Raw genomic sequence first — 16,649 nt, forward strand, 5'->3', positions numbered from 1 at the left:
AAATGACCCGCCCCATCCGCTCCCAATACGAAGATTTCATGCGCCATGTGGACACCCACGGCGCCTTCAAGGCCGACCGCACCGGCACCGGCACGAAAAGCGTGTTTGGCTACCAGATGCGCTTTGACCTGAATGAGGGCTTTCCGCTGGTGACCACCAAAAAGGTTCACCTCAAATCCATCGTGCATGAGCTCTTGTGGTTTTTGCAGGGCTCAAGCGACAACAACTGGCTCAAGGAACGCGGCGTCACGATCTGGGACGAATGGGCGCGCGAAGACGGTGACCTGGGCCCGGTCTATGGCGTGCAATGGCGCAGCTGGCCGACGCCGGATGGCGGCCACATCGACCAGATCAGCGAAGTCATCAAGACGCTGAAGACCAACCCTGATTCGCGCCGCATCATCGTGAGCGCCTGGAACGTGGCCGACCTCTCCAAGATGGCGCTCATGCCCTGCCATGCGTTTTTCCAGTTCTATGTGGCGCCATCTGAAGTCCAGGGTCAGCCCGGCAACCTGAGTTGCCAGCTCTACCAGCGCAGCGCTGACATTTTCCTGGGCGTGCCTTTCAACATTGCCAGCTACGCTCTCCTCACCCACATGGTGGCGCAGCAATGCGGCCTGGGTGTGGGTGATTTCATCTGGACCGGTGGCGACTGCCACATCTACAGCAATCACCATGAGCAGGTGGCGCTGCAGCTGAGCCGCAAGCCTTTTGCCTACCCCACGCTGCAGATCAAGCGCAAACCCGAATCGATCTTTGACTATCAGTTTGAAGATTTTGAGTTTCTCGAGTATCAGCATCACGACGCCATCAAGGCGCCGGTAGCGGTGTGACATCCGTGCAGGCAGGCGCTCCCTCCGCAGCGCCGGCTTCCACGTTCAATTCGCGGCAACGGTTTTCACTCACACTGCTGGCTCTGGCCTCGGAGCTGATCTTTGTGACGGTGGTCATCTTGCCGATCGCGCCCTTCGTGATGCTTCAGGCCGCCATTTGGGGACCCGGTTTTGCCGCGGTGTTTGGCCTCGCGGCCTTTCTCTTCCTGTGGTGGCTGGTCCAGCCCTCGCCCGGCACGGTTGGCCGGCACACCATTCGCCGTGAAGAAGCACCCGCACTCTTTGAGATGGTGGACGGCTTGTGTACCAGCGCCGCGGCGCCGCGCATCCACCGCATCGTGCTGGACAACGAACTGAACGCGGCGGCTTATCAAACCGGCGGCTTCCTGTCGTTGTTTGGCAGCCGCCGCACTCTCATACTGGGTGTCCCCTTGCTGAAGATGCTGAACAAGGACGAAGTGAAAGCCGTCATCGCGCACGAGCTGGGGCACTTTTCCCGCAACCACGGGCGTCTGGGTCACTGGATCTACAGGGTGCGGGCCAAATGGGACCACTACCTTCACATGCAAGGCAACGACAGCTTCGTGGATGGGGGGCTGAAGGCCATCGCGTCCTGGTTTGTTCCCTACTTTGTCTCGCGATCATCCAGCTGGTCCCGTCAGTGTGAATTCGAGGCCGACGCCGTCGCAGCGCGGACTTCCTCAGCGCGCCACTTCACCGACGCTCTTGCCAGGCTGGAATTTATTTCTTTTCTTCTGGCCCGGAAACTGCCCACGCAATTGAGCAACCTGCGCATGCAATCGGCGCAAGCGCCCGGCAACTTCTGGGGGCTGATATCCGATCTTGTCGAGGCCCATGGCAGCTTCATGCCGCAGGCGCTCGCGGAGGGAGCCAGCCGCCCACGGCGTGCGCAAGACACCCACCCGCCGCTGCATGAACGTGCGGCGGCGCTCGGCCTGCAGGTCGAGCCGCCGCCGGTTGAAAGCTCGCCCTGCGCCGGAGACATGCTTCTCGGCAAGGAATGGGCCCGGGTTTTGTCGGCCTGCAATGAGGATTGGCAGAAAAACACGCAGGCCGACTGGCGCTTCGACCACCTGCGGATGCGGTGGCTGGTGGCCGGTGGGGTGCATGTGCTCTTCTCCGAACAAACGCCCGCCCAGACCGAACTGGCGACGGCGATTGTGCAAGAGCAGTTGCAGAGCGACGACTCAAGCCTGGCCCTGCTGTCTGCAGCGGCCGCCCGCCATCCCGAAATGGCCATGGCCCGGTTCTACTTCGGCCTGGCGTTGCTCGAAAGAGGCGACAACGCCGGCGTCGAGGAATTGCGGCAATCGATCCGGCTGGACAAACGCATCGCCCTCGGGGCGCAGAACGTTATTTGCGGCTATCTCGCATCGCATGGCGACCCGAAGGCCGCACGTGAAGCCGTCATACGCCGCCGCTACACGCACAGGAGGCTGACGCCGCTGTACGAGCAGTTGTGGGAGGCCCTCCTGTGCCGCCCTGTACGCGCCATCGCACCCGGTGCGGCGCCGCTTCTGGCGGAGGTGCTGGCGGGTGAATCACTGACCGACGGCTGCTGGGCCGTGCAGCTGGACCTGCCCGACGCGGCAGGCCTGTCTCATACCGTGAATATCCTCGTGGTGCGGATTGACCATGAGCAAGCCCACACAACCGGCCTTGGCGAAGACGCGCTTCGCTCGCGTTACCAGGACTACCTTCAGGCCGTCACACCGCCCGACCAACTGGCGATGGTGCACACTGTCTATACCTCCGAGGCGCTCAATCCACGCCTGCTCAAGCAACTGCAAGCAGTTCCCGGCAGCGCGATCATCGCGCCGGCCAGGCCCCTGAATCTGGATATCATCCGGATCGATTCCCTCTGAACACCATGAAAATCCACATGATCTTCGCCCGCGCCGCCAACGGCGTGATTGGCCGCGACAACACCATCCCCTGGCGCCTGCCGGAAGACATGGCGCGCTTAAAGCGCCTGACCACCGGCTGGCCGGTCATCATGGGCCGCAAGACCTGGGATTCATTGCCGGTGAAATTCCGCCCGCTGCCCGGCCGCACCAACATCGTCATCACGCGGCAGCCTGACTGGAAAGACACTGGCGCCGAAACGGCCGCGAGCCTGGCCGACGCGCTGGCGCTGTGCGCATCTTCAGCCGAGGTGTGGATCCTGGGCGGCGCGCAGATTTACGCGCAGGCGATGCCGCTGGCAGATCGCATTGAAGTCACCGAGATTGCCGAAACGATTGAAGGCGACGCCTATGCGCCGACACTGGGGCCCGAATGGCGGGAGGCCGCGCGTGAAGACCACGTGTCGGCCAACGGGATGAAGTTCAGCTTCATCACCTACCGAAAATAGGCCCTGCTCCCATCGCAACACACACCACAACGCATAACAACACACTAGGAAAAGATATGTCAGGAGGCGGATTTCACGTACACGGGCCCCACGACCATGAGCTCGAGCATGCGGCTCAAGGTGGCCACGGCGGCCACGACAACAGCGGCATGATTGCGCAGATCGCAGTCATCACGGCCATCATTGCCACCATAGGCGCCATCTTTGCCTACATGGGCGGCGCCACGCAGGCTAATGCGGGCCTCTACAAAAACAATGCGGCCATCAAGAAGACCGAGGCCTCCAATCAGTGGAATTACTTCCAGTCGAAAAGCACCAAGCAGTCGCTGGCCGAACTCGCCCGCGACCTGGCGCCTGAGGATAAAAAAGCCGGCTACCAGGGCAAGATAGACCGCTACGAAAAAGAAAAAAACGAGATCAAGGTCGGCGCGGAGAAGCTCGAAGCCGAAGCCACCACCTGGGACAAATCGTCCGATGAGCAGATGCACCAGCACCACCGATGGGCGCAGGCCACCACCGTGCTGCAGGTCGCCATTGCCCTGGCGGCCATCGCGCTGCTGACCCGCAAGAAGTGGCTTGAATACGGCATGTTCGTCGTGGCCGGTGTGGGGCTGGTCATCGGCGTATTTGCCTTGCTACATATTTGATAGCTACTTGCGCACGTCCTTATTGGGCTGGAGCACTAAATCATGAAAATTGCCACCTGGAACGTGAACTCCCTCACTGCGCGGCTTGCGCATGTGCTGAACTGGCTCGCGGCCAATCCTGTCGACGTGCTGTGCCTGCAAGAGCTCAAGATGACGGACGACAAGTTCCCGCTGGAGGCGCTCAAGGCCGCCGGCTATGAAGCCGTTGCTTTTGGCCAGAAAACCTACAACGGCGTGGCCATCCTGTCGCGCACGCCGCTGCGCGACGTGGTGAAAAACATCGTCGGCTTTGAAGACGAGCATTCACGCGTCATTGCCGCCACGGTGGATGGCCCTGCGGGACCCATCCGCGTGCTGAACGGCTATTTCGTCAATGGGCAGGAGCCCGGCAGCGAAAAGTTCGCCTACAAGATGCGCTGGCTGGGAGGTCTGCAGGCTTATGTGCGCGCGGAGATGGCAGCCCACCCACAACTGGTGCTACTGGGTGACTTCAACATCGCACCCGAAGACCAGGACTCGTTCGACCCGGAGGGCTTGCGCGACACCATTCACCACACGAAGGAAGAGCGTGAACATTTCCGCCAGCTGGTGGCGCTGGGCCTGACCGACAGTTTCCGCATGTTCGAGCAGCCGCTCAAAAGCTTTTCGTGGTGGGACTACCGCATGCTGGGCTACCAGAAGAACCGCGGCCTGCGCATCGACCACATCCTGGTCAGCGACGCCCTGAAGCCGCAAGTCAAAGGCTGCACCATAGACCGCGTGCCCCGCAAATGGGAAAAGCCCAGCGACCACGCGCCGGTGACCCTGGAATTGAGCTAACCCCGTCCAGGCTCACTGCGTGTAGCCCGTTCCCCCAAAAGTGATGCACCCCTGTCCAAGCTCACTGCGTGTAGCTTGTTCCCCCCTCAAGGGGGCGACGCCTGCGGCCCGGCAAAGCCGGTTCCGCGGCTGCCCACTGGTGAATACCAGCCCTCACTGCTTACGCACTGAACTCTTAAAGCCAGCATGAGCCGCGGGACTGGCTTTGCCAGACCGCAGGCGGGCGGCCCCCTCGGGGGGCAGGGAGCTACACGAAGTGAGCGACCGTGGGGGCCACATTCACTCCAGATTGAGCTCCTGGATCTTGCGCGTGATGGTGTTGCGGCCTATGCCTAACTTTTGAGCGGCCTCAATGCGGCGCCCGCGTGTATTGACCAGTGCGGTCTGGATCAGTTTGGATTCAAAGCGCCGGGTCAGCACATCCCACACGTCACTACGACCGGTCGCCAGCAATGCCAGGGCTTCTGCTTCAAGACCACTTTCCCAGCTTTGCTCAAGGCCAGGGCCTGACGGCACCAGCACGGCAGCTTCAGCCACATGGCTGGCAGGCGCTTTTTCGGCGCCGGTGCCTGCTGTCCACTCTACTTTGGCAGCACCCGCTTTCTCGGCCAGCGCCTGGGTTTTGCCCGACTCAGGGATAACGCCCAGCACTTCGGGTGGAAGATCCTTGGGCTCAATCACCTGCGCCGGCGCCATGACGGTGAGCCAGTGGCAAATGTTTTCGAGCTGGCGCACATTGCCGGGGAAACCAAAGTTGCTGAGCTGCTGCAGTGCCAGGTCGGAAATCCGCTTGGGCTCTACACCAAGCTGCTTGGCGCTTTGCTGCAGGAAGTGGCGTGTCAGCATGAAGACGTCTTCGCGCCGCTCACGCAGTGCGGGCAGGCGCAGGCGGATCACATTGAGTCGGTGGAACAGATCTTCGCGGAAGCCGCCCTCCTTGACGCGTTGCTCCAGGTCCTGGTGAGTGGCAGCGATCACGCGCACATTGGCCTTGACGGCGTTGTGCCCGCCGACGCGGTAGAAATGGCCGTCACTCAGCACACGCAAAAGGCGCGTCTGCAAGTCAAACGGCATGTCGCCGATTTCATCGAGAAAGAGCGTACCGCCCTCAGCTTGTTCAAAGCGGCCGCGCCGCATGGTCTGCGCGCCGGTGAACGCGCCGCGCTCATGACCGAACAGTTCGCTTTCCAACAAATCCTTGGGGATGGCCGCGGTATTGATGGCCACAAAGGGCCCATTGGCGCGCGGCGAATGCTTGTGCAGCGCACGCGCCACCAGCTCTTTGCCCGAGCCTGACTCACCGGTGATCATCACGGTCACCATGCTCTGACTCAAGCGCCCAATGGCGCGGAACACGTCCTGCATGGCTGGCGCCTGGCCGAGCATTTCGGGCGCGGAGGCCATGCGCTCTTCAGCCACCTCTTCGCGCTGGCTTTCTTCCACTGCACGGCGAATGAGTTCTACCGCCTTTGGCAGGTCAAACGGCTTGGGCAGGTATTCGAAGGCGCCGCCCTGGAAGGCAGACACGGCGCTGTCGAGGTCGGAGAATGCGGTCATGATGATGACCGGCAGGCCGGGGAGTTTTTCCTTGACCTTTTCGAGCAGATCCAGACCAGAGCCGCCCGGCATGCGTATGTCGCTCACAAGAATTTGCGGCCCTTCATCCTCCGTCGCGCTTTCCAGTGCGGCAAGAACTTCGCGGGGATTGGTGAAACTGCGCGTAGGAAGGTCCTCGCGGAGCAGGGCCTTTTCCAGAACAAACCGGATGGACTGGTCATCATCAACGATCCAGATCGGTTTCATGTAGTGCAGTCCCTTTTTTCGTGCTTTCAATGCAGGGCTTTCTGGAACCCTCTGCACGATCGCGTTATGTATCAATCATGGCTGAGAACACATTTCAAGGCAGCGGTATAAGCAGCTTGAAATCTGTACGGCCCGGCACACTGTCGCACTCAATCAAACCGTGGTGTTGCTGGACAAAGGTTTGCGCCAATGTCAGCCCCAGCCCCGAACCACCTTCCCGCCCGGATACCAGCGGATAGAAGATGCGGTCTTTGATGGAGTCCGGCACACCCGGTCCATTGTCGATAACATGCAATTCCAATGCCAAGCGATAGCGCTGCTTGCCAAAAGTTACCTGCCTGGCGATTCTTGTCCTGAAAGTGATGTGCGCATTGCCCGCTGCCACCCGTTCCGCCAAAGCCTGCGCGGCGTTGTGCGCGATGTTCAGCACCGCCTGAATGAGCTGTTCACGGTCTCCGCGGAAATCAGGAATCGAGATGTCGTAGTCGCGCGTAACCCTCAAACCTTTTGGGAACTCCGCCAGGATCAAGGAGCGGACGCGCTCACACACTTCGTGAATATTGACATCGCCCACCAGGTGCGGGCGGCGGTGCGGGGCCAGCAGGCGATCTACCAGCGTCTGCAGGCGGTCTGCCTCATGGATGATGACCTGGGTGTACTCGGTCAGGTCCTTGCCGATTTCCATCTGCAGCAGCTGCGCAGCGCCGCGAATACCGCCCAGCGGGTTTTTGATCTCGTGGGCCAGGTTGCGGATCAACTCCTTGTTGGCCTGCGCCTGGTCGATCAGGCGTTCTTCGCGCTCCTGCTTGGCTTGCTGCTCCAGCGGCAGCAGCTCCACAATCGCCTCACCCGGGGTGTCGGTCTGCGCCACCACCACATGCACGGGCAGCGGTTCGTGGTTCAGGCGCCTGAGCCACGCGTCGTAACGCAGGGCGGCAAATTCATTGCTGCCCGCGCCCTCCAGCGCATTTTGCAAAATGAGCGGCTCGGTAAAGCAATCGGGGAGCTGCGAGCCTTCAATGGTCCGCCGCGAGGTGCCCAGTGCGTCTTCCAGCGCGGCATTGGCAAACACCACGGTGCCGTTGGTGCGCACCACAGCCACCAGCGTGGCCAGCAGGTCAAACGCCTGAAAGCGCGGGGGAAGTCCTTTGACCGGGACGGACGATAAAGCGACGCGGATGGAGGGCTTGTTCAAGCCATCCATTTTCCTCCAGAAGCCGGCTTGTCGCGGCTTATCGCCTTGGTTTAATTGACGATAGCCGCTGAGGCCGGGGCAGGCAGCCGGGAGATTTCGCGCTTCAGGCCGGCAATGTCGCTTTGATTGCGGGCGATGCTGTCCTTGAGCTCGGCCACGCGGTCCAGGTAGCGCTGGTAATTGCGGCCCTCAATGCCCTGTTTTTCAGGTTCACCGTTGTTGAATTCTTTTTGCTGCTCGGCCAGCTTGGCTTCGGCCTTTTTCAATTCGGCCTCAAGAATGGCGCGCGAGTCGTTGTCGCGGGCCCGCTGTTCGGAGCTGCCATCGGTGCGCGGGCCACTGGAGCCTGCAGCCGCAGCCACACGAACCGCGGCTTTGGGCACCGGCGTGCTCTGCATCACCGTCACATTGCCGCCGGACAGCAGTTTGCAGCTCCGGGTTTGGGCGTCTTTGGCGTTGTTGATGTATTCAGGGGCCGCGCCTCCGATGCCCGCGCAGCGGTATATCTGCTGCGCCCATGCAGCATTCCCCGCGCCAGCCAGCAGCAACGACAAGGTAGAAAGCAATAAGGTGTGTTTCATAGGAACTCCTGATGCCCAGGAAGGGCGAGGACGGTCTATCAGTATGCGGCAAAGGTGCCGAAATACAAAGCCAGCAAACCCACAACCTGCCGGGGCAATAAAAAAGGACGGCATATGCCGTCCCTTTTTGACCACAAACTGTACAAGTAAACAGTAGGCAGTTGAGCTTTCGCTCCCTGATTACAGGGAGTAGTACATCTCGAATTCGATGGGGTGGGTCGCCTGGCGCAGGCGGGTCACTTCACCCATCTTCAGTTCAATATAGGCGTCGATCATGCTGTCGGTGAACACTCCGCCCTTGGTCAGGAAGCTGCGGCCCACGTCGAGTGCGTCCAGCGCCTGGTCCAGGCTGTGGCACACGGTTGGCACTTTTGCGTCTTCTTCGGGCGGCAGATGGTACAGATCCTTGGTGGCGGCTTCGCCCGGGTGGATCTTGTTTTCCACGCCGTCCAGACCCGCCATCATCAGGGCCGAGAAGCCCAGGTAAGGGTTCATCAGTGGATCGGGGAAACGTGCTTCGATACGGCGGCCCTTTGGATTGGCAACGTAAGGAATGCGGATCGATGCCGAACGGTTTTTGGCCGAGTAAGCCAGCTTGACCGGTGCCTCATAGCCGGGAACCAGACGCTTGTAGCTGTTGGTGCCTGGGTTGGTGATGGCGTTCAGGGCACGTGCGTGCTTGATGATGCCACCGATGTAGTACAGGGCGAAATCAGACAGGCCCGCATAGCCGTCGCCGGCAAACAGGTTTTTGCCGTCTTTCCAGATGGACTGGTGAACGTGCATGCCGGAGCCGTTGTCGCCGACAACAGGCTTGGGCATGAAGGTGGCGGTTTTTCCGTAGGCGTTGGCCACGTTCTGCACCACGTATTTCAGGACCTGGGTCCAGTCGGCGCGCTGAACCAGCGTGCTGAAACGGGTACCGATTTCGTTCTGGCCGGCGCCAGCCACTTCGTGATGGAACACTTCAACGGGGATGCCCAGCGATTCGAGGATCAGGGCCATCTCGGCGCGCATGTCTTGTGTGCTGTCGACAGGAGGCACGGGGAAGTAACCACCCTTCACGGTAGGACGATGGCCGCGGTTGCCGCCTTCGAGCTTGGCGCCGGAGTTCCAGGGTGCTTCGTATTCTTCGATCTTGAAGAAGGTGCCCGACATGTCGGTGTTCCAGCGCACGTCGTCAAAGATGAAGAATTCTGGCTCAGGACCGAAGTAAGCGGTGTCGCCCAGGCCGGAAGCCTTGAGGTAAGCCTCTGCGCGCTGTGCGATGGAGCGCGGGTCGCGGTCATAGGCCTTGCCGTCGGCGGGCTCGAGCACGTCGCAGCTCATGAACAGCGTGGTTTCTTCAAAGAACGGATCGATGTTGGCCGTTTTTGGGTCAGGCATCAGTTGCATGTCAGAGGCTTCAATGCCCTTCCAGCCGGCAATTGAGGAGCCGTCGAATGCATGGCCCGACGTGAATTTGTCTTCGTCAAAGTGGGACACGGGCACGGTCACGTGCTGCTCTTTGCCCCGGGTATCGGTAAAACGGAAGTCAACAAACTTGACTTCGTTTTCCTTGACCATTTTCATGACGTCTGCGACGGTCTTTGCCATCAAAATCTCCTGTTGCTGGATGGGTGGTTGAAAAATCTATTCGGGCTGTCGAATGCACTTTTTGTGCCACAGACATTGGCGGTTGAGTTTCCTGCCAAGCCCCGGATTGTGCCGCTGATTGTGCCGTGATCTGGCTTCACTTCCCGCCTTGGCACAGCCGAAAATACAAAAAACACCTGGCAGTAACAAATGCACCAATTAGGTGCAAATCACAAACCGCACATATTTGGGGCTCTGATTTAACGCACCAATTCGGGGCCGAATTTCAGGTCAAATTTGTGCAGCCCCGCCAGCATGTCGGGATAGGCGCGGCTCACCGCTTCGGGGGCGCCTTTCACTCCCAATTCAATATGCCGGCCATATTCAGGGTGGTCCACGCTCGGCAGGCTGAACACTTTGACACCCGCATGTGCCGCTTCAATATCGAGCATCAAGGGCGTGAGCATGGCCTCCATGGACCCAAAAATGATCACTGATTTTTCGGTGTAAGCCGACTTTTGGTGCAAGTGCGGATAGCCGTTGTCAAGCACCCATTCGATCATCGGCCAAGCCATCACAGGAAAGCCCGGAACGAAGTGGACCGCCCCCTGCCCCGCCCGGCAGGTAAAGCCCGGAATCTTGTTGTACGGATTCGGAATGATCTCTGCGCCGACCGGAAACACGCCCATGTTCAACCGATGGATGTTGTCGTCCCGGTCAGGCTCGTAGGGCGTGCCCTGCTCTTTGGCCACATCTGCCATGCGTTCGAGGATCAGTGTTTTGGCGGTGGGATGCAGCGCAAGGTCAACGCCCAACGCTCTGGCGGCGCACTGCCGGGTGTGGTCGTCCGGAGTGGCACCTATACCGCCGCAGGAAAAGACCACGTCGCCATGTTCACGCGCGGCGGCAAAAGCGCGCGCCAGCGTGGCCGTGATGCGGGCAGGGTCGTCGCCCACATAGTCGGCATAGGCCAGCTGCAAGCCACGCGCGCCCAGCAGTTCGATGGCTTTGGGCAGGTGCTTGTCGGCACGTTTGCCGGAAAGGATTTCGTCGCCGACGATGATGAGGCCGAATTGTGGGGTCATGTTCAGGCTTGTCAGGTAACGGGTTCAGGGTTGTGATTCGGGCTTGCCGCCCAGCGAACCGAAGCTGGGCGCCGGCCCGGGAAGGGCATCGGGGGCCAGCTCACTTGCTATCGATTGGATAGCTGCTTGCGCAAGCGGGTCGGGCGCCAGGGCATTATTCTTCTTGCGGAGTTGCTCCAGGGCCGACAGCGTGTAGTGCGCAAACCAGAGCGAGGAAAACGCAAACACCAGGGTGTAGATCCAGATGGCCACCGGCACCAGGATGGGTGCCATGGCTACAAACATCGCGCCCGAGGCCCACAGCAGGCTGGGAGCCGCGCCGAGGTAGCCGCTGAACACACCGATCGCCAGCAGCGGCAGGCGATGCTCCTTGAATATCTGGCGCCGCTCTTCACTGCTGGCGTGGTCCACCATGGCGTCATAAGACATGACACGGTAAGTCAGCCAGCCCCAGATCAGCGGGGGCAGCACCAGGATCAGCGGTGGAATCAACCAAAGCGGAATCGAAATGACCAGCGCCACCGCAGCCAGCAAGGTCGATCCCAGCGACCAGAACAAACTGGTGAACAGGGAACCGCCGCGTTTGCGTTCCATCTGGGGAAAGCGCCGTTCAGCCACCAGGGCCACCATGGCCGGCGTCATGAGCAGCGCCACAAAGAGCAGTGCCACGATCACGATCACGGGGATCGCCAGGAACAGCAACAACGCAGGTGCCAGCACCATGCGCAGGTCGCTCAGGCCCAAGCCCTCAAGCCAGCGCACCAGCGTGCTGACAAGCTCGTAGCTGCCAATCTGCGACCGGATGGCTTCCACGGCATCGTTCCAGAAAAAATACCCCAGGCCCAGGGAGATCACCACCATGATGATCAGCGGCAGGACCGACAACGCAATGACCCGCGGGTGCAGGCAATACATCGCAGCGCGCCAGAAGGCGTCAAGAAGTTTGCTCATGCTGAAAGTGTAGCCCCCACAGTCGTTCACTGCGTGTAACTCCCCCCCGAGGAGGCCGCCCGCCTGCGGTCTGGCAAAGCCAGTCCCGCGGCTCATGCTGGCTTAAGAGCTCAGCAAGTTCAGGCTTTGCCGACGAGGCGTTTCAAGCCAAGCCATTGCTGCGACCAGAAGCCCTTGCCATAGTCGCGATTGGCTTCGACCTGGTCGCGAATGCCCGTCGGGTCATAGCGCTGCTCAAAATTGACCGTGCGGAACAGCATGTCCCACCAAGGGAGCAGCACGCCGAAGTTGTGGCCCCCCAGCGTTTTGGGTCCATGGCTTTCGTGGCCAATGCCGATGCTGTGGTGCAAGCGGTGAAAGCGCGGGCTGATCCACAGGCGCTCGCCCACCTGCCCGAACCACATCCGCACATTGGCATGCTGAAAGCTTTCGCTGAGCTGGGTAAAGGCCACGATGGCAATGAACTGCCCCGGCGCCACGCCGATGAGCTGGGCCACCAGCACGACGATGGAGTCGACCAGGATGTCGTCCAGCAGGTGGTTGCGGTTGTCGCTCCACATCGTCATCTGCCGCTGCGCATGGTGCAGCGAATGCAGGCGCCACCACCACTCGATCTGGTGCTGGCCGCGATGCGTCCAGTACGCCACAAAGTCAAACACCGCAAGATAAATCGCGAAGCTGACGAGGGCGTTGTCCGTCACGCCTGGCCAGAGCTGGTCCAGGTGGAAAGTGCCATAGCCGGCCGTGCGCAGCGCGCCAAATGCTTCGTCAAACCACGGGTCCAGCGTGAAAAACAGCGCGATGCGAAACAGGCCCAGCCGGTGGATCAGGGTGTAGAGCACATCGGTGCGTATGGTGGCCCGGTCCAGCACGGGCTCTACCGGCCGCCAGCGTTGAAGCGGGCCGACGATGGCCAGCAATATCAGTACCTGGATCACGCCCACCATGAACCAGGCGGTGGCGTCGTAGCCGTCTTCCAGCAGGTTGCCCATGCCCAGCGCAAACATGGCCGGCTGTACGGCGGACTCAAACAGCCACTGCTGCGCCATCGAAAAGAGATCGCTGAACCAGTCCATGTGGCTTATTTTGAAGGCCTGGCAGGCGCCGGGGCGGCCTGCGACGCAATCCAGTCTTTGTACTGGGGATGTTCAGCCAGGGTCTTGAAGCAAAAGCCCCGCGACTGCAGGCCGGTGATGAGCGGCTCCAGCACAGCAGGTGCCCAGGGGTCCTTGCGTGACCAGATGCCCAGGTGGGCCAGCAGGATGTCGCCGGAGCGGATGTCGCGCAGCGCCTTCTTCAGCAGGAAATCATTGCCGAACCTCTCGCTGGCCAGCTCATCACCCAGGAAACCGGCGGGCGACCAGCCCACATGCTCAAAGCCACAGGACTTGGCCGCCGCCAGCAGCGCGGGCGAGGTTTTGCCGCCCGGCGCGCGAAAAAGCGGCAGTGTTTTTTTGCCGGTTATTTCTTCGAGGCGTTTGCTGGACTTGCCGATTTCTTCGCAATACTGCTTCGCCGTCCAGGTGAAGTCCTTGCCTTCCTGCGGGCCCGCAGAAGGCCGCATCCTGAACTGCACCGGTGCACCGGGTGCGCCGGGTACATCGCCCCGCCAATAAACGTGGTCCCAGGTGTGCGAGGCAAATTCGTGGCCTTCACCCGCCCGTGCCTTCCACCAGCCCGCCCACTGTGTGCCCAGGCTGCCATCGCCGGTTTGCGTACGCTCGTTGGCGGCAAAAAAGGTGACCTTGACCTTGTGCCTGTTCAGCACCTCAGCCATCAGCGGCGCTACCGCCATGTGGCCAGTGTCCAGCGTCAGGTAGACGGGTTTGCAGGCCGCTTCGACCGGCTGCGGCGCGTTTTGTGCGGCTTTTTGTGCATTGTTTTTGCCTGCAGCCCATACAGGATGAGCGCAAGCAGCTATCAAAAGAATAGCAACCAATGTCTGCAGCAGACGAGCCGTAGCGGTGGTCAGCGGAGACTCTTCAAGCAAGCCGGGGCCGCGGGACTGGCTTTGCCAGACCGCAGGCGCAGCGGCCCCCTCGGGGGGCAGGAAGCTACACGCAGTGAGCGACCGTGGGGGCTCAGCGTGGTGCGTGGTCAAGCGTCCAGACGCCATGGGGGCTCTTTCCAACATTGACCTGCCGGACGATCTTGTGGCTTGCCACGTCGATCACCGTGAGCTTGCGTGCCCAGCGCGACGTGACCAGTATCTGCTTGCCGTCACGGCTCACGTCGATACAGTCCGGGCCGCCCGGCGCGGGGTAGTTGTCCACCACTTCCAGGGTCTGCAGGTCGATCTTGCTGATGCTGTTGGCCACACGGTTGCTGACCAGCACATGGCGTTTGTCGCCGAAGGCGCGGAACGCGTGCGCGCCGGCGCCGGTCTTGATGACCTTGGTTCGCTGCGGTTGCGCGCCGCTCACGTCATACACCTCGACGGCGTCGCTGCCGGTCAGGCCCACCAGCAGGTGCTTGTCGTCGGCTGTGCCATACACGTCGGCCGGGATGGAGCCGGTCTTGACGCGCCACTTGATGGACTGGCTGGGCAGGTCGACGGCGATCAGCTCGTCGCTGTCCTGCATGGTCGAATAAACCGTGGTGCTTTTGGTGTCTATCCACAGATGGCTTGGCGTGCGGCCGGTGGCCACCCGCTTGGCCAGCGTGATGTCCTTGCCGTCCCACTTGTAGATGTCGATGTGGTTGAGGCGGTTGGCGGCCGTGACAAACCATTTCATGTCGGGAGAAAAGCGCAGCTGGTAGGGGTCGATGATGCCGCGCACCGTGCGCTGCACTTCAGCGGTTTTCGGGTCGATGAAGGTGAGCGAGTCCGACAGCGCGTTGGCAACAATCACCGATTTTTCATCGGGCGTGAGGTACAGGTGATGCGGCTGCTTGCCGGTGGCAATGCGTCTGGTTTCCGTCCAGGTGGCCGGGTTGATCACACTGACACTGTCTTCGAGCGAGTTCAGCACAAAAACAGGCGTTGTGATTCCCGAAAGTGCGGCACCAGCGGCGGCCGTCTGGGCAAAGGCGGTGGAGCATGCCAAACCGGCAAGGGCAAGCAGCCAGGCGGCAAAACGGACGAAAACATTCACAAAAACGGTCTTTCTACGTGCAACCAGCTAGTGTACCGGGCGTCAGCGATGGCAAATGCCTGAAGGTACCCAAAAGTCCTCTGCGGCCCCTTTTCCCAACGCCAGATTCGCCCAATCGTTTACATCCTTTACGATGCAACGATGAATTTGATGGAGATCAACGGCGCGCGCCTGGAGGTCAGGCACATTGCCGGGCGCGCCGACCTCGCTCCGGTGGTTTTCCTGCATGAGGGCCTGGGCTCGGTCAGCCTCTGGACGCAGCGCGGCCTGGACTGGCCCCAGGCGGTATGCACGGCAACCGGACGGGCGGGTATGGTGTATTCGCGGCGCGGCTATGGGCAGTCAGAGTCCGTACCAAACGTACGCGGTGAACCGGCAGAGCAGAACGGCCAACGCACCGGCCGCCTGCTGCCCGACTACATGCACCGCGAGGCCTGGGAGGTGTTGCCCGCGCTGCTGGATACGCTGCGGGTTGAAAACCCCGTGTTGCTCGGCCATTCCGACGGCGCCAGCATCGCCCTGCTCCATGCCAGCCGCCACCCGGTTTCGGCCTGCATCGCGATGGCACCCCACGTGCTGGTCGAAGACATCGCAGTTCAGGCAATTGCCCAGGCCGCAACCGCGTTTGAATCAGGAGGTTTGCGCGAGCGCCTGGCTCGTTACCACGCTGATGTGGACGTCGCTTTCTGGCAATGGAACGATGTCTGGCTGTCGCCGGCCTTTCGCAACTTTGACATCAGGCCGGACTGCACGCGCATTGCGGCGCCGCTGCTGCTCATCCAGGGGCTTGAGGATGAGTACGGCACCATGCGGCAGCTGGACGAGATTGCGCTGGCAGCACCCCATGCCCGGCAACTGAGGCTGGCCGCCTGCGGACACTCACCCCAGCGCGACCAGCCTGAAAAAACGGTTGAAGCGATCACTGACTTTCTCAAAGACATCGATTGAGCCGTTTGGCAGTCGCTACGTTTTTCATAGCTGCTTGCGCCCGTCCCTATTGGTTTACAGGCTAATTTCATTCAAGAAAACAAGACCTGGACCGTCATTTCAACGGGAAACAGGCGCCGCTCAAGCCTCTTTGACTTCGATGTGGTACGTCGCCCAGGGACACCAGGCAAAGCGCGCCGGCAGCGGCTTGGCAGCCATGTCGGGAAAACGGTCCGCGTCATACACAGCCCAGAGTGGTCCCAGCCCTCCGAGCGCCATGGGCTGGCCGTCCAGGTGGGTCGCAACGATGAAGCGGTACTTGCTGGCCTCGGCGGCGGTGACCTGGGCGGCGTAGCCGTCCACGGCGCGCAGGAAAAGCGTTGTCTTGTCGGTCAACTTCACGCCGGCAGCTTTCATGACATCAGCCAGCAAGGGGCCTTTCAGGGTGTGTGGCTTGCTGTCGTATTCCAGCGTCGGCTTGATGGTGATGGCCGGCAGCGCAGTGAGTGCGGCAAAGTCAAAGACATGGGCCTTGTCGAACTGGATTTTCTGCTTGCCCATCATCTGGTCGAGCGCCGGATCGAAGGCGCCGCGGTTGCCCGCGCCGATCCGCCCGCTGACAGTCAACAGGATCGGGCCTCGCGACGCTTTGGGCGCGTGCTGCGCCAGGGCCAGCGACGGCGCGGCCACCGCACCGATTGCGGCGGCATTCAGGAATTGACGGCGTGGATTCATGTTTCCTCCGAGTGGTTTTTTGCGAAGCT

General features: G+C 61.1%; 16 protein-coding genes. 6 read left to right on the forward strand and 10 right to left on the reverse strand.

Annotated features, from left to right (window positions below; genetic code table 11):
* The first annotated feature begins 2 nt into the window (after positions 1 to 2).
* The 5 genes from AC1D1J_RS05875 to xth are packed head-to-tail and all read left to right on the forward strand — an operon-like array spanning position 3 to position 4,673.
* On the forward strand, positions 3 to 833 hold the full coding sequence (locus AC1D1J_RS05875) for a thymidylate synthase (RefSeq protein WP_477685196.1): 831 nt from the start codon (positions 3 to 5) through the stop codon (positions 831 to 833).
* The gene (locus AC1D1J_RS05880; RefSeq protein WP_477694122.1) at positions 830 to 2,719 is read left to right on the forward strand and encodes a M48 family metallopeptidase; all 1,890 of its coding nucleotides are present in this window, start codon (positions 830 to 832) and stop codon (positions 2,717 to 2,719) included. The genes AC1D1J_RS05875 and AC1D1J_RS05880 overlap by 4 nt, the downstream gene beginning before the upstream one ends.
* A 5-nt stretch (positions 2,720 to 2,724) precedes the next feature.
* Positions 2,725 to 3,207 (forward strand): dihydrofolate reductase, encoded by a 483-nt coding sequence (locus AC1D1J_RS05885; protein ID WP_477694123.1) that lies wholly within the window; start codon positions 2,725 to 2,727, stop codon positions 3,205 to 3,207.
* A gap of 56 nt (positions 3,208 to 3,263) precedes the next feature.
* On the forward strand, positions 3,264 to 3,854 hold the full coding sequence (locus AC1D1J_RS05890; RefSeq protein ID WP_477685193.1) for a DUF4337 domain-containing protein: 591 nt from the start codon (positions 3,264 to 3,266) through the stop codon (positions 3,852 to 3,854).
* A gap of 42 nt (positions 3,855 to 3,896) precedes the next feature.
* Positions 3,897 to 4,673 (forward strand): exodeoxyribonuclease III, encoded by a 777-nt coding sequence (gene xth / locus AC1D1J_RS05895; protein ID WP_477694124.1) that lies wholly within the window; start codon positions 3,897 to 3,899, stop codon positions 4,671 to 4,673.
* A 279-nt stretch (positions 4,674 to 4,952) separates the two neighbouring features.
* Here the strand turns inward: xth and ntrC are convergent, their stop codons facing one another.
* The 9 genes from ntrC to AC1D1J_RS05940 all read right to left on the reverse strand — a co-directional run bounded on the left by ntrC (position 4,953) and on the right by AC1D1J_RS05940 (position 14,958).
* Positions 4,953 to 6,476 (reverse strand): nitrogen regulation protein NR(I), encoded by a 1,524-nt coding sequence (gene ntrC, locus AC1D1J_RS05900; protein ID WP_477694125.1) that lies wholly within the window; start codon positions 6,474 to 6,476, stop codon positions 4,953 to 4,955.
* 94 nt (positions 6,477 to 6,570) lie between these two features.
* Positions 6,571 to 7,680: a nitrogen regulation protein NR(II) gene (gene glnL / locus AC1D1J_RS05905; protein ID WP_477667926.1), complete on the reverse strand. Its 1,110-nt coding sequence runs from the start codon at positions 7,678 to 7,680 to the stop codon at positions 6,571 to 6,573.
* A gap of 41 nt (positions 7,681 to 7,721) precedes the next feature.
* On the reverse strand, positions 7,722 to 8,252 hold the full coding sequence (locus AC1D1J_RS05910; protein WP_477694126.1) for a hypothetical protein: 531 nt from the start codon (positions 8,250 to 8,252) through the stop codon (positions 7,722 to 7,724).
* 180 nt (positions 8,253 to 8,432) lie between these two features.
* Entirely contained in the window at positions 8,433 to 9,848 is a 1,416-nt protein-coding gene (glnA, locus tag AC1D1J_RS05915) for a type I glutamate--ammonia ligase (RefSeq protein ID WP_431097519.1), read from the reverse strand.
* A 239-nt stretch (positions 9,849 to 10,087) separates the two neighbouring features.
* Entirely contained in the window at positions 10,088 to 10,912 is an 825-nt protein-coding gene (locus AC1D1J_RS05920) for a competence/damage-inducible protein A (RefSeq protein WP_477694127.1), read from the reverse strand.
* A 24-nt stretch (positions 10,913 to 10,936) separates the two neighbouring features.
* Entirely contained in the window at positions 10,937 to 11,863 is a 927-nt protein-coding gene (locus AC1D1J_RS05925; protein ID WP_477694128.1) for an EI24 domain-containing protein, read from the reverse strand.
* 119 nt (positions 11,864 to 11,982) lie between these two features.
* The gene (locus AC1D1J_RS05930) at positions 11,983 to 12,939 is read right to left on the reverse strand and encodes a sterol desaturase family protein (RefSeq protein ID WP_477694129.1); all 957 of its coding nucleotides are present in this window, start codon (positions 12,937 to 12,939) and stop codon (positions 11,983 to 11,985) included.
* A 5-nt stretch (positions 12,940 to 12,944) separates the two neighbouring features.
* Positions 12,945 to 13,835 (reverse strand): polysaccharide deacetylase family protein, encoded by an 891-nt coding sequence (locus AC1D1J_RS05935; RefSeq protein ID WP_477694476.1) that lies wholly within the window; start codon positions 13,833 to 13,835, stop codon positions 12,945 to 12,947.
* Between the two features lie 109 nt (positions 13,836 to 13,944).
* Entirely contained in the window at positions 13,945 to 14,958 is a 1,014-nt protein-coding gene (locus AC1D1J_RS05940; RefSeq protein WP_477694130.1) for a YVTN family beta-propeller repeat protein, read from the reverse strand.
* 141 nt (positions 14,959 to 15,099) lie between these two features.
* On the opposite strand from AC1D1J_RS05940, the gene AC1D1J_RS05945 reads away from it, so the two are divergent.
* Complete coding sequence (locus AC1D1J_RS05945; protein ID WP_477694131.1) at positions 15,100 to 15,906, forward strand: alpha/beta fold hydrolase; 807 nt, start codon at positions 15,100 to 15,102, stop codon at positions 15,904 to 15,906.
* Positions 15,907 to 16,026: 120 nt separating this feature from the next.
* Here AC1D1J_RS05945 and AC1D1J_RS05950 read toward each other — a convergent pair whose 3' ends face one another.
* The gene (locus AC1D1J_RS05950) at positions 16,027 to 16,620 is read right to left on the reverse strand and encodes a putative pterin-binding protein (protein ID WP_477694132.1); all 594 of its coding nucleotides are present in this window, start codon (positions 16,618 to 16,620) and stop codon (positions 16,027 to 16,029) included.
* Between the last annotated feature and the right edge of the window lie 29 nt (positions 16,621 to 16,649).

This window comes from Polaromonas sp. P1_F8 (assembly GCF_056405635.1).

Coding starts and splice junctions, on each gene's coding strand:
- AC1D1J_RS05875 (WP_477685196.1), top strand. CDS start 3: ATGACCCGCCCCATCCGCTCCCAATACGAAGATTTCATGCGCCATGTG.
- AC1D1J_RS05885 (WP_477694123.1), top strand. CDS start 2,725: ATGAAAATCCACATGATCTTCGCCCGCGCCGCCAACGGCGTGATTGGC.
- AC1D1J_RS05890 (WP_477685193.1), top strand. CDS start 3,264: ATGTCAGGAGGCGGATTTCACGTACACGGGCCCCACGACCATGAGCTC.
- xth (WP_477694124.1), top strand. CDS start 3,897: ATGAAAATTGCCACCTGGAACGTGAACTCCCTCACTGCGCGGCTTGCG.
- ntrC (WP_477694125.1), bottom strand. CDS start 6,476: ATGAAACCGATCTGGATCGTTGATGATGACCAGTCCATCCGGTTTGTT.
- glnL (WP_477667926.1), bottom strand. CDS start 7,680: ATGGATGGCTTGAACAAGCCCTCCATCCGCGTCGCTTTATCGTCCGTC.
- AC1D1J_RS05910 (WP_477694126.1), bottom strand. CDS start 8,252: ATGAAACACACCTTATTGCTTTCTACCTTGTCGTTGCTGCTGGCTGGC.
- glnA (WP_431097519.1), bottom strand. CDS start 9,848: ATGGCAAAGACCGTCGCAGACGTCATGAAAATGGTCAAGGAAAACGAA.
- AC1D1J_RS05920 (WP_477694127.1), bottom strand. CDS start 10,912: ATGACCCCACAATTCGGCCTCATCATCGTCGGCGACGAAATCCTTTCC.
- AC1D1J_RS05925 (WP_477694128.1), bottom strand. CDS start 11,863: ATGAGCAAACTTCTTGACGCCTTCTGGCGCGCTGCGATGTATTGCCTG.
- AC1D1J_RS05930 (WP_477694129.1), bottom strand. CDS start 12,939: ATGGACTGGTTCAGCGATCTCTTTTCGATGGCGCAGCAGTGGCTGTTT.
- AC1D1J_RS05945 (WP_477694131.1), top strand. CDS start 15,100: ATGAATTTGATGGAGATCAACGGCGCGCGCCTGGAGGTCAGGCACATT.
- AC1D1J_RS05950 (WP_477694132.1), bottom strand. CDS start 16,620: ATGAATCCACGCCGTCAATTCCTGAATGCCGCCGCAATCGGTGCGGTG.